This is a genomic window from Borborobacter arsenicus (assembly GCF_003934165.1).
Classification (GTDB): domain Bacteria; phylum Pseudomonadota; class Alphaproteobacteria; order Rhizobiales; family Rhizobiaceae; genus Pseudaminobacter; species Pseudaminobacter arsenicus.
In genome coordinates, this window is sequence record NZ_RKST01000001.1 from 265,106 (window position 1) to 278,487 (window position 13,382).

The window sequence follows — 13,382 nt, forward strand, 5'->3', positions numbered from 1 at the left end:
GAACCGGTTCTGTGTATCGGAAGCGTCTAAAGACGCGACATCATATAGCGCAGCGCCGATCGGCTCGGCATGAAGAAATAGCCGCCGCCTCGCGTGGTGACGAAACTGGGCAACCCGCTCAATATGACCGCGCCATCATGGGTGGGAATGGAAAAACGGCCGCTGCCATTCTGATAGCCGATCGTAGGGTCCTTTTCCTGCGGCAACCCATGGAACGAACCGGACGACACCCAGGTCTGCTGCATGAACTCATATTGCCTTTCGATATCGGCATTGAGGCAGATGAACAGCAGCCCTTTTTCGCCGTCCTTCTCATAGGTGCGGCCACGGCGTAAAATCCGGTGCCGTTTGCTGATCCTCAGTTGGGTTTCGCGATCGGGACCGAGTGAATCGCGCGGATTGGCGCGCCGCACATGCGATCCCAGCGGACAGAAAAGCCCCTGCGGGTCTTCCGCACCATAGGTGAAATCATTGTCCGGCTCGCGTGCCGGACGGCCGTTGGGGTTGCGCACCAGCGAGGTTCCATCCCGCCAACGTCCGACCATCTTGGCGGCGACCCACTCGGCATCGATCGCCTCATTGCCGGTCCTCTGCCGCACCTGCGCTGCCGCCGAACAGCAGAAATTGTCAAACTGCTCGACATGCTGCTCCAGTTGCCGGATGACGACAAAGCTTCCATTGCGGCCGAAGTCGCGCAGATGCGCTTGCGAACTGGGCAAAGGCTCGCCCTCCCCGCTGACCGACGACAGCAGGCCTTCCTCGTCGCGCGAAGCAGGTATCGTCGGTGTCGGTGGGTAGCGGCCGTATTCGTCCTTGTAGCCGAAGATAAATTCCCCCGGCGCGATATTGTGCATATCCGGCCCGGAAGCGCCGCCACGCAGCCCCTTGATGGTAGGTTGCGAGACGCCGTCGGCAAAGCCGAAATGCTCAAGCGGCAGCTTGCCCCTGCGCCGAACGATCAACGGCAGACGCGCGGTGATGCCCATGCCCGCGGCCTTGGTGACATGTTCCAGCTCAGCCACATGGGCAACCAACGCATCGAGGTCTGCCGCATAGCATATCACCATTGCGTCGACGGGCTTTGCGGCCGAACCCCATTCCCAGCGCTCCGGCGCGTTCGGGCCGATATCGTCCAGCATCCGGCTTCGGGCCGCATTGCCCATGCCCTGCCGGAACGCCAGTGGAAATGTGGCGAGCGGGTCGCGGCCATCATCATCCAGGCCGAGGCGCCTGAGTCCCTCCGGACCGAACACCGCCATCATTGCGCGGCCTTGCGGCAGGCGATCCCCGAAGCTGGTATGGGCTGTGACGAATTCCAGCCAGGCTCTGCGCCCGGCATGCGCAAGGCCATCCGGGATATTCACCGCCACCATTGCGGCATGCTTCAACGGGCCAAGCGCACCGAAGATGATGGACTGCATTTCCTCGGTTTCGATGGCTCCGGCTGGCCGTGGAAGCGAGCCGAAAAGCGCCAGCCAGTCGCGCGCCTCGCTTTCCGTGTGGCCCCTGGCGATACCTTGGCGGATCATCGAATTGATGCGGATGCGCAAAGTGTTGATTTCGGGATAGGCCCGATACCAGAACAGGGTCGGTATCTGCTGCGCCCTTGCCCAGCGCTTGAACCGGTCGCCGTCGGTCGCCCCTTCGAAGAACAAGGCTCGGGTCTTGGGGAATCCCAATGTGTTGCTCCACACACTGGTCAGGCCGGCATGCGCCTTGACGATGAAATCCTCCAGGTAGCTTTCCCAGCCGCCGCCGAAATTGCTGAAGAACATCAGCTGGTTGGTGCCAGGCAGAAGCACCCATCGCGCAAAATGTATGGTGTCGATGCTGGCAAGCATGCCGGGGCGAAAGACGTTGCGGGCCGAAATCGAAATCAGATAGAAGGCAACGCGCAATGCAAGCCTGCGCAGCGAGCCGGGTTTTACGCTGGAAATGGCAGTGAGATTATTTTGCGCGCCGCGATTTTCGCGCGCAAGAATATCGTTGAGCCGATCCATACTGACAAGATCCGCGCCCGAAGGATCACGCTTTTCCAGACGCCGCAATGCAAAAAAGAAAAGCAAGGCGACAAAAGCAAGCAAAAGGGTCAAGCCGGCCAATGTGAGCACCAGCGCGGAGCCGCCCACCAGCAGATTGCGCAAGATGCCCGGCCGATAGTCGAAAACCACCGTATAGGTGATCCACCAGAAGACGGCCAGCACGAGAATGACGACAGCCAGAATCGGCGGCGCCATCAATGTCGCCTTGACGGCCCGCCACACGCTGCCCTTGGGCTTTTCCAGCAGGCTGTCGGCCGGCTCGAATGCCCAGGCGCGATCCTCGTCGGACGCCAGCCGCCGCCGTACCAGTGCAAGCAACGCGCCGGCGCGGCTTTCCTTGGCGGGCCCGGCCTCATCGATCATCGCGCGCACCGCATCGGCGAGGTCGGCTTCAGCCTGGATGCGGGCAACCGAATGGCCCGGCGTCCCCGAAAACACCAGACCTGAATTGCTGCCGAAAGAAGGAGATATCTTGAGCGCATGCCGCCGGAGGAATTTCTCCAGCGGCTCGGCACCGTCAAACCCGGCGGCCGCTTCAAATATTTCGCCGATGAATGGGCCAGCCTGGTGGGTGAACTCCTCCAGCACCTCGTCCTGGGAGCCATCGCCCGACAGTTCGAGCACGAGATGCGCCACATCGTCCGGCCCCTCGTCAGCCGGGTCAGCCTTGCAGGCCACCGCGAGACTGGCAAAGTGAATGATGCCACTTGCATCGAGCGCATTGTCAATTTCGTGGATGGCAGGGTTGCCGAGCCGCTCGACCTTGGCGCGCAACTCGGCCAGCGACGTGCCGCGCCTGATTTCGCAAACCACCGTGACCATCGACTGCGATACCGTCTTGCTCAACGGCGATTGTTCGAACTCGATCTTGAGATGCTGCGGATAGGCCCCGAGGCGGACAAGACGGCCCGCCCTGCCCTTCGCGCGCCTGACCCCAACCTTGGCAAACAGGGCACGGAAGCACTCGCCGATCTGCACCTTGGCAATGGCCGCACCGATGCACAGATGGATGCCGTGGCCGTAGACCAGATAATCGCGCGCCGGGCGATCCGGGTCGAACATCTCGGGATCGGACACCGCGTCGGCATCGAACATGGCGGACAGGGTGGAAGGCATCACCGTGGTTCCTGCCTTGATCAGGCGTTCGCGGCTCGTTCCCCGTGCGATCAGCGCATCGCGCGTGACATAGCGGAATGGTCCGATCCAGATCGGCTTGAAGCGCATTGCCTCCCTGATCGCCCGGTCCAGCGCTTCGATATCCCCTGCACGCACCGCCGTTTCGATGGCGCTTTGCGCTTCCGGCCGCGACAGGACCACATCCAGGCAATTGGCGGAGGCAAGCAGGTTTGTCGGGGTGAAGCCGGCAATCATGCCCATCATGATCGAATGAAGCTCGCCAAGACTGAGCAGCGGCGACGGCGCATCGAGCATCGCAACCAGGCGCCCGAGTGGCGTTTCGGCATTTATCCGGCCTGCGCGCACCGCCTCGACGGATCGGTCTATCGCCTTGGTCATTCGATCGGCCGCAACGACCGCCAATTCCCGCACCACGGGGCTGGCAAAGGGATCGGCAAAGAAAATCCCGCTCAAGGCGTTGGCCCAGTCGCCGAATTCCCTCTCATCGTCGATCAGCATGCCGAAATAGTCGCGGCAGATACGCACCGGCACGACCCTGAGCAGACCATCGACCACGTCGAAACCGGGGGCTGCCCCGCGCATGATCTCGACCGCGTGGCGTGCCGCAATCGGCCGGACCATCTGCTCGACCTCATCGACCGGAAAAGCGCTGAGCACAGTGGATTTCATGCGTCGATAGGCGGGCCCGTCGCGCATGCCGAGGATGAAATTCGCGCCGCCCGCCATTTCGGCCATTTCAGAACCGTAAGGCGTCTCAAATTCGTCCTGCCGCTCCAGTATGTCGCGCACATCCTGGCTTTTGGTGACCAGCAGGAAGCGGCCGATTTTCAGGTTCGGCCAGAACCGTCTGAGCAGGGCGAGCGCCCAGCGCGGATTTTCGAGAAAATGGCTGGTGAGCCGGGCGCCGAGGCCTTTCGACCGAAGGCGTTGAATGTCGAAATCCGGCAACTCTTCCAAAGGCGGTTGAGTGGCCTGGGCCTTATGGATTGCCGCATAGTATTTTGTCGTCGTCATCGGCGTTCCGACCGAGGCGCGGCCCGGTGCTAGGTTTCTTTCTCAAGGCACTGCGATCTGCTCACTCAACATCGTCGGGGTCTGTGAACGGCTTCACAAAGGGCGATGGTCACGGTCCCTTGAGGTCGGTGCCCCGTGCCAATTCGAAACTGGCGATAATGAATGCGTTGGCCGATTTATGGGCGTAGGGGATCCACTCGATCCGCTGGTTCGAGAATTCCGGATGCCTGGCCTGGAAAATGGCAAATTCCTGCCTTCCCTCCTCGGTGCGGCCGCTGCGCATCAGCGCCCCCACCTTGAGATAGCGCGAATAAAAATAGCCCGGCGACAGACTGAGGGAACGATCGGCTATGGCGATTGCCGTGTCCCAATCGTTGATGAAGCAATGGGCGGCAGTCAGCTCGCCAAGATTGTGGAAACGATAGATGTCGAACGGGCTCAGCCTTTCGGCATCGAGCAGGAACGGTATGGCCGCCTGCGCCTCCCCAAGCAAAAGATGGGCACTGCCAATGCCCGAATGCGCGAAGGCGAAGCTCGGATTGATGTGAAGCGCCTCGCCGAGATGCTCCAGCGCTGCTTTCGGCCGGGCGCGCATGATCTCGGCCACGCCCAGATAGGCATGCGGACGTGCATCCTGGCTGTCCATCAGCAATGCCTTGCGAGCATAGTCCTCGACCTTGTCGAGGTCACTGCTGTCGCCGGAACGAAGCCACGCCCGCCAGAAATACCACCAGGCAAGCTCATTGAGCACGGCGCTCGAATTGGGGTCCTCCTGATAGGCTTTCTGGAAGAATTCCAGCGCAAGCGCCGTATCCTCCCGGGTACGCCGCTGCATATGCCAGCGCCCACGCCGGACCAGTTGCCAGGTCTCGAGGCTTTCCCATGGCACCTGAAAGGTCCTGACTTGCTCGACCCGGTCGACCTCCTTTTCCAATATCGACACGATCTCGCCACCAAGTTCGTCCTGCAGGTCGAAGATGTCGCTGAGCGGCCGCTCGAACCGCCGCGACCAGACCAGTCGGCCGTTGGAGGCATCGGCAAGGACGGCATTCACGCGTATGCGCGAATCGTGGCGCATGAGGTTTCCGCTGACGATGTAGCGCGCGCCGAGCGCCATGCCGACGGCCCTGGTTCCCAGCGCGTCGTCGCGGAACTGGAAGCTTGAACTCTTGGCGATGACCGAAACTGATCGTGTATTCGACAGACCGTGAATGATGTCCTCGGCAATGGCATCGGCCATATAGTCGATGTCGTGCTCGCTGCCATCGTTGCGGAATGGCAGGACGGCGATTGTCGGCAACCCGCCGGAAGGGGTGTTCTGCTTGCCTACTGCCTGCGCCAGCATTGCCGGGCGGCTGGTAGTCGCACGCCCCTCCCCGCCGGCAACCAGCACGCGAACGGGTAGTGCGATATTCTTCAGGGTGAACTCGCCAAGGTCGGTGAATTGGGTAGCGGTCTTGTCCTTGACGTGGTGCCATGTGGTTTCCGAAACGGCTACACCGTCTTGCGGGGCGAATTCCTGGATCCGCGCCGCGATATTGACGTCATCACCATAAAGGCTCTCGTCGCGAACGATGACATCGCCTGTGTTGAGCCCCACGCGGAAAGGCATGCGCATATTTTCGCCGACAGTCTGATTGAGAGCGGCAATCTTTTCCTGGAAGTCAAACGCGGCGCGCAGAGCCTCGATGGGATTTCCGAACTCGGCCATGATGCTGTCGCCGGCAGCACCGAATGTCCGCCCGCCATAAGCTTCGCAGGATTCGGCGATCAACGTCCGTCGTTCCTCGAAGGCCGTGACAGCCGCCTCGTCGTCGAGACCCATCAGGCGTGAGAAACCTACCGCATCAATAGAAACGATCGTCGCAAGCTGACGGGTGTAGCGCCGCTCAGCCATCATCCCCATCGCACCCCCGCCTTGCAGAGCCTGAAGCGGGTCGTTTGACCGACCGTCTTCAGTTTTTCCGCACGGCACCAACCTTGTCGACCATTCCGCATGGTCGCCGGGCGTCACCATAGCGGAATTATCGGTTGCGCGCAAAAGTTGAGATCGAGTGTAATTTCCTTCACAGACCCGCGCTACATCCGACTGCAGCATGCGGCATCGTTCGAGAGTCTTGCTCGACGAAACCATCATCCTGTTGAGAGGAGCAACCGCAATGATGACGGGCACCACGACACCCACACATTATAGCCATATCAACGATATCGGCGATGCCAGTGCACCCATAGTCATGCCGCCAGGTGAACCGAAAACGACCAGAACGATATGGGAGCAATCGCTGGTCGTCGTGGACAGCCGCGCCCTCGGACGGCAATGCCTGACCCAGAGCCTGAGATCGAGCGGCATCTGCCTGAACGTCGTGGCGGTCGGGTCGATGGAGGAATGGCGCAGCCAGGAGGCTCAACATCCGCCATTGTCGGCCATTCTCGTCAATGTCGGCGGTCGCAGGCTTACCGATCCCGATATTTCGGAAGACATAACGCGACTGGTATCGAAATTCCATTCGGTCCCGGTCATCGTACTGGCCGACAATGACGACCTCGCCCAGATATTGAAGGCGCTCGAATGCGGCGCGCGGGGTTACATTCCAAGTTCCGTGGGAATTGAGATCTGTGCCGAAGCCATCAGCCTGGCTCTAGCTGGAGGTACTTTCGTGCCTGCGAGCAGCGTCGTGGCGATGAAATCAGCCATTGACAGCGGCATGCAGGAAACCCACCCGATATTAAGCATGTTCACACCTCGCCAAGCAGAGGTGGCGAATGCGCTTCGGCGTGGAAAAGCCAATAAGATCATAGCCTACGAGCTCGATCTTCATGAGAGCACCGTCAAGGTCCATATCCGTAACATCATGAGAAAGCTGAAGGCCACGAACCGCACCGAGGTGGCCTACAAGATCAACGACCTGTTCCCACTGGACACGAGGTCATAGGGTAGCGGGCACCGATCCCGCTTCCCTCCTATACTTCCTGGGCCTTGCAGCCGCCTGCGCCTATGCGCAGTTGATGCCCCTGCGGCAGCGCCCCGCCAGCCTTCGAACAGGCCGCGCGCATTAAATTCCGCTTCGATACATGATGCCGGAAATAGGGACGGCCGTTCCAAGTACCTCAGGCGTTCGCTTCACGTCGCTATAAAGACAAAAAAACGTACCGGACTGCGTCTCCACAGCCCGATACGTTGGAGAGGTCAATAATTTTTACCCGGATCAGCTGCGGAAACCGAGAGGATCTTCTTCCATCGGGAAAAGATCATTGATCTTGTAGGCCACCTCGGTGCGGTTCGTGGCCTTCAACTTCTTCATGATATTGCGGATATGAACCTTGACCGTGCTTTCGCGCAGGTTGAGTTCATGCGCTATGATCTTGTTGGCCTTGCCGCGCCGCAGCGCGCCGACCACTTCTGCCTGGCGCAAGGTGAACATTCCCGCCATGGGGTGCGCTTGCTGGTTGTTGGATTCGACAACCTTTCGCATGGCCAGCAGGCTGCTGGCCGGAACGAACACCCCGCCCACCAGGGCCAGACTGATCGCCTCAGCGCAAACGCCGATGCCAACCGATGAGGGGATATAGCCGCGAGCCCCGCAATCCAACGCCTTGACGACATGGGAAAGGTCATCCGTGTCTGCCAGCACGACCACAGGCACCGGGCTGAGGTGTGTTACAAGCTGCGTGATTTCATTGGCTACAGCCTGGTCAGTAACTTTGCGCCCGCCCACATTGTAAAGGACTGCCGAAAGCGGCGGATGCGATTTTTCAATTGCCCTCCACTGCTCGATCGATCCGCAGGCGACGACATCCATTTCGATATCGTGGGAAGCAAGGCTTTCTGCCAGGCATTCCCGATCCAGCGCGCGATTGTCGATGATGACGAGTGAGGAACCATAGTCGAATGGCCGGTTGTGCAGGGCCATGTCCGCCCGTGCATTTTGACCATCGATCCCGTCAGACTTCGGAATTCTGATGGGTACCTGCTCTCCGTTCGATTTAGCCATAGTCTCCATTGTAAGACTCCACCCAATTGGATGCCGTTGACCTAACGACGTGCCCACGACCCCTAATGAATTTTTACGCCATTATGTTCTTCATGCGCCCACACCCTAAGCCGGTCGCGATTCTGCATCGCGACATGCCGCCCTTCAGCACGGCTAACGCATTGACGAGTCAGAACAATGATGATGATAGGTGTCCCGAAAACTTTTACGCTAATCCAGGTTAGCCCTTCCCTAACAAATCGTTACCCACCGGCTTTTCGAAAAGTATTGATGCAAGTCGGCAACATCTGAAAATTTTTTTTCCTGCGATCCAGACGAAGAAGCTGCACCTTTTCGTGCACATATAGTACAGCAAGAATTGTCGGGGTCAGCACAATGTTAACCATACTGGTCAACGCGGCTCTGGCAGCAAAACCAGGCAGCCTCATACTCAGGAAAGCGTTTTGAGCACCAGATAATCCGGATCAAAGTTCGACAGCGCTGCCAGTTCGTACCAGTCGTGGATTTTCACGACGCCGTTGCGGAAGGATACAAGTTTTCGCTCCCGCAATTCCCTCAGCATTCGATTGATATGGATGGGTGTAAGCCCGACCGCATCCGCCAGTTCATATTGCGTTAGCGGACACTCATAGCTGTTTTCGCTAAGCGAACCGAATGCATCCAGCCTGGAGGCGAATTCCAGGAACAGATGAGCTGTTCGTGCAAGCGCGCTGCGCCGTCCGCAATTCGTTAGATGTTCGATGATGATCGAACGCTGACGACTTGTCACCCGCATGAAATAGCTGCTTAGCCGCGGCGATTGCTCCAGCATGGCATAGAAAGCTTTCGCCGGAACTTCGAACACCGAAACATCTGCTACAGAGGCGAACGAATTGTAGTTCGGACCTTCGGCAGAGCGCATCCCCATGATGTCGCCCCGCAAGGGAAAATCGATGATCTGCCGGTCGCCGTTAGCAAGGTCACGATAGATGCAACCCCAACCGGAATTCATGAAAAATATCCGGTGCTCGAATTCACCCTGCCCGGTCAGCAATGTATGTGGGGGGTAATATTTCTGTGTGACATTGAGTGACTGGATGCTTGATATTTCAGCGCTATTCAACTCTGCTCCGATCGGGAGCGACTGCAAGAAGAACTGAAATGTCTGAGCAGAGAACGTCATGGAATCTATGCCACCTGCGTTACCTTCACGTAAAAAGGTAAATGAAATTTTAGATCGATTTCCTTCATCCTCTATGAACAATGACACAGTGGGAGAGAATTAAGACACTTTTGAGGGTAATCTGGACAGCGGCCCGGCAAAGGCGACGGAAAGATTGTCCAAGAGACGATCAATACCCTGTCTGGCCTGTTCCAACTGATGAGCGTGAAGCGCCGGGTCGATACCCTCGGCGATGGCAGCAGCGACACTCGCGGCAATTTCCGGTGGGCGATGATCGCCCTCGACGAGGAAGCGATCGCGCCCGACAGCCTTGAAAAACGACTTCACCTTGCTGTCCCAACCAAGCCCTACATGGGGTATCCGAAACGAATATGCGACGATACTGGCGTGAAGCCGATGGGCGACGATCGCAGACAGAGGTTGCAGAATGGCGAGCAATTCCGCCGGCTCGCGCGGCCGCGGCGCTGCCTGCAAATGCCCGGAAGCAATCAGTTCCGCACTCGCCGGATCCTGCATCACCTTATCGAGGAAACTCTGGTCTTCCCGCGCCCCATTGGTGAACAGCAAGACCTTGTAGCCGCGTCTTGCGAGGTCGCGGGCCAGGTCGCGGTAGGCCGAAACGCTCCGCAGCGGCACTTGCGAAAATGAAATGCCGGCATGCCGCCGCAGGATCACCGGATGCGTGACGCAGATGCCGACAGTCGGTTCCCGGTCAAGCGGTGGTACGGGCTGGATTCCCAGCATCTCGGCTGCCAGCAATCCAGGGTCCGGGCAGATTTCGACGTCGAAAGTTTCACCGAAATATCCTCGCCAGTTTTGCCTGGACCCCTCGTCGCGGACAGAGACATGCACGACCCTGTTGCCGAGAAGGCCGGCGAACAGTTCCCTTGCGCGCAATGACCAATGGCGACTGGCGCCGACGGCATGGACTGCAACGGGAAGTCCGGCGCCGCGCAGAATTCCCAGGACTGTTCCAATCTTGAGAGGAAAATTCAGGTCGTCGTCCTGAAACAGATTTCCGCCGCCGATCACGGCAACATCGGCTTGATCGACACGCTGCCGCCAAAACCCGCTCCAACGCGGCAGAGAGCGAGCCAATGCCGCACTCACTGCAAGGCGCCTGAGCGAGGTCGGCATCAATTCCAACAGGCGCAGTAAGAATCGACGTCCCTCCCTCACCTCGCCGAAGGCTTGCCTGCCGGCGACGTCGACGGTTTCAACCTCAATGTCCTCCCGCGCTCGCATCAGTCCACGCTCAAGGCACATCGCCAAAATGCCATCGCCAAGATTTTCGCTGAACTTGACGTTGAAAATAAGGATTCTCATGTGCCTGCCCTCTTGGTCCCGGCCGCAAAGCGGCGGCTGCCAAAGCAGGCCAGGGCAGATAATTGCGGGCTGGCGCGCAGCAGTAACTGATTGGCCGCAACCGCGCCGGCCAGCACATAAAACAGCAAGCCGAGATCATAGACCGTGCCGGAGGTCATGGCCTCCGCCATGCCCGCCAGAACACCGGCGCGCGCGGCACGAAACACGCCGCGCCCAAACTCATCGACATGTTCAGCCGGCCCGATGAATAGGATCGAGCCAAGGAACAACACAAACAGCATCAATCCCGGGGCACCTACATTCGATAGCAGCACCAAAAGGTAACTCGATGCGCGGGCGCTGCCGATGCCGGCCCCCAGCCATCCGGTATCCTGGAATGTCTGATAGGCTACCGCATTCCACATCATCCGCTCTTGCCCGGACTGGCTGTCGAGTTTGTTGAACAGCATCTCGTCAAGAAAGCCCGCAACCACGTCCGCAACCCCTGGCAAGAGGATCATGCCGACGCCAAGCAGGACGGGTGCGGACACCAGCAGGCCGACCAGCAAGACCGGCCGCTGCGCTTCGCGCCCGAAGACCGGCGCGCTCAACGACCGCAGCGTGAGGAAGCCCAGCATCGAGATCAGCCCGACATAGGCCGTGGCCGACGTCGAGAGCGCCAGCGCCAGCAGCAGCGCCAATGTCACCGGCCCCGTGACATGCGGCTTGATGCGATCGAGCCAGAGGCTGGCATTCACGGAAAACAACGCCAAGGTGTAGCCAGCAAAAGCCGATGCTTCCGGAAACGAACCCGAAATCCGCTTCAATCCGCCCTTCTCTGCGGCGGTCAGGAACGCGTAATTGGCGGTGTGGACGAAATCCAGCACGAACTCCGCGCCAATCGCCCAGGTAGCGACATCGATCACCGCGAATGAAAGATTGACGATGGTGACGACAATAACGGCCTTGTACAGGTCCTCCAGCGCTCCGGGACGGCGGTAATAAGCCACCGATGCCGCAAAGCAGACCAGCCCTCCCGCGGCGTAGACCGATTGCGTGATGTTGTTGCCAGACGGCTCCAGCGGGATCAGTGAAATCGAACTCAGGCCGCCGACCAGCCGCGTCACGAGCATCGTATCGGTGATGCCCTCCATGAGGCGGGGAAAGAAAAAAGCCGCCACCAGGCCATAGGTGGTCAGGAGCAGCAGCCAGAACCCGGCACCGAAGGGCTTGAAAGACCCGAAAATAGGACCTTCGCCCCAGGCCATGAAGACGCGGACCGCATAGAAGATGAGGAACATGCTTGGGACCAGGACAGATGCGCCGCCGAGACCGGGCACGCTGAAAGCCGCCGCCGCGCCGAACACCGTCGACGTCAGCATGAGCATTGCTGCCCATCTCGCCTGCACCACCAGGACGGCCAGACCCGCCACTATCGCAATTAGACCAAGCCCGCTGAGCCCCATCAGGAATCCCTTTTGCGTACTCCCCGTGCTGGGTCGCTCCAGAAACGACCAACGCTTATTCTTTGTGATTTTTTTATATGTATCTTTGTCTTTAGAATGAACGCGAGACACGCAGGGGTAAAGATCGAATTTACTCAAGGTGTATTGGTCATATTAAGGTATAGACGGAGTAGAATTCCATGAAACGTCTACGTAGATCGTACGGGACGATTATCCTGATGCTGTGCATATTTCTCACGATGGGTATGCTGGCTACCGCTTTCGGCGTAGCCCCGACCGCATTGGGCTTACGCTCCGCCCAATCGGCCCCGGCTGCCGAGCCGGGTGACAACCTCGATCTGGATGCCATGACCCTGACTTTCGAGGAGAATTTTGACACGCTCGATGTCTCGGCCTGGGGACCGGGCACGAAATGGATCGCCCACACGCCATGGTCGGGAGATTTCGGCGCCGCCAGATTCGCCAACCCCACCAAGACCTACCCTTTCACCGTCAAGGACGGCATCCTGAAGATCGAGGCCACGAAAGATAAGGAAGGCGACTGGCGGTCCGGCCTGCTTGCCTCGGTGGACCCCAAGGGCAACGGCTTTGCCCAGCAATATGGCTATTTCGAAATGCGGGCCCGGCTGCCGATCGGTGTCGGCGTATGGCCGGCATTCTGGCTGATCGGCAAGGACCGGTCGAAATCGACAGCCGAAATCGACATTCTTGAATATTATGGGCACAAGCCCGATGGCTATTCCTCGGGCGTGCATGTCTGGCACCGCGACGGTCGCCACTATTCCACCTTCAACCGGGTCGAGGTTTTCCCGGAAGCCGATCCAACCCAGTTTCATACCTATGGCCTTGCCATCGACCATGACTGGATCCGGTTTTATTTCGACCGCCGATTCATCTGGAAGACACCGACACAGCCAGAGCACCGTCAGCCCCTTTATGTTCTGCTCAACCTCGCCCTTGTCGAAGAAATGACGCAGGACACACCCGACCCCTCCGAAATGTTCGTCGACTATGTCCGGGTCTACGCTCCCTGACCCGGATCAGGCATGGGCAAGAACCCCGATAGCCCCCTCATCCGCTCCGCTGCCTTTGGCGAGGCGGACTGCACGCCGATTCAAGGCGTTACCGTACCTTTTGCACGTCCGGCCGAAGTCATGGCGCCGTTATGCCCCTCGAACGGCGTAGCCCGATCATACCTTGATGGTATCGGCTACCGAAGTTTTCCAACTCACTGAACGCGCAAAAGCGCGGTCTATTTCCATAA

Annotated in this window: 8 protein-coding genes; 2 read left to right on the plus strand and 6 right to left on the minus strand. The window is 59.1% G+C overall.

Annotated elements, in window-relative coordinates:
* Nucleotides 1-26: 26 nt before the first annotated feature.
* Nucleotides 27-4,193, minus strand: a complete 4,167-nt coding sequence (locus tag EET67_RS08915) for a cytochrome P450 (RefSeq protein ID WP_128625797.1) — start codon at nt 4,191-4,193, stop codon at nt 27-29.
* A 109-nt stretch (nt 4,194-4,302) separates the two neighbouring features.
* Nucleotides 4,303-6,090, minus strand: a complete 1,788-nt coding sequence (locus EET67_RS08920) for an adenylate/guanylate cyclase domain-containing protein (protein WP_128626142.1) — start codon at nt 6,088-6,090, stop codon at nt 4,303-4,305.
* A gap of 262 nt (nt 6,091-6,352) precedes the next feature.
* Between EET67_RS08920 and EET67_RS08925 the strand changes: the two genes are divergently transcribed.
* A complete protein-coding gene (locus EET67_RS08925) occupies nt 6,353-7,126 on the plus strand; it encodes a response regulator transcription factor (protein WP_245450810.1) in 774 nt (257 codons plus the stop codon).
* 273 nt (nt 7,127-7,399) lie between these two features.
* Here the strand turns inward: EET67_RS08925 and EET67_RS08930 are convergent, their stop codons facing one another.
* The 4 genes from EET67_RS08930 to EET67_RS08945 all read right to left on the minus strand — a co-directional run bounded on the left by EET67_RS08930 (nt 7,400) and on the right by EET67_RS08945 (nt 12,040).
* On the minus strand, nt 7,400-8,104 hold the full coding sequence (locus EET67_RS08930) for a response regulator transcription factor (RefSeq protein WP_128626144.1): 705 nt from the start codon (nt 8,102-8,104) through the stop codon (nt 7,400-7,402).
* Between the two features lie 511 nt (nt 8,105-8,615).
* Nucleotides 8,616-9,347 (minus strand): Crp/Fnr family transcriptional regulator, encoded by a 732-nt coding sequence (locus EET67_RS08935; RefSeq protein WP_128625798.1) that lies wholly within the window; start codon nt 9,345-9,347, stop codon nt 8,616-8,618.
* Between the two features lie 99 nt (nt 9,348-9,446).
* On the minus strand, nt 9,447-10,673 hold the full coding sequence (locus EET67_RS08940) for a polysaccharide pyruvyl transferase family protein (RefSeq protein WP_128625799.1): 1,227 nt from the start codon (nt 10,671-10,673) through the stop codon (nt 9,447-9,449).
* Nucleotides 10,670-12,040 carry a hypothetical protein gene (locus tag EET67_RS08945; protein ID WP_128625800.1) on the minus strand — a complete coding sequence of 457 codons (1,371 nt, stop codon included), beginning with the start codon at nt 12,038-12,040 and terminating at the stop codon, nt 10,670-10,672. Before EET67_RS08945 ends, EET67_RS08940 begins: the two co-directional genes overlap by 4 nt.
* 317 nt (nt 12,041-12,357) lie before the next feature.
* On the opposite strand from EET67_RS08945, the gene EET67_RS08950 reads away from it, so the two are divergent.
* The gene (locus EET67_RS08950; RefSeq protein WP_128626145.1) at nt 12,358-13,152 is read left to right on the plus strand and encodes a glycoside hydrolase family 16 protein; all 795 of its coding nucleotides are present in this window, start codon (nt 12,358-12,360) and stop codon (nt 13,150-13,152) included.
* The last annotated feature ends 230 nt before the right edge of the window (nt 13,153-13,382 follow it).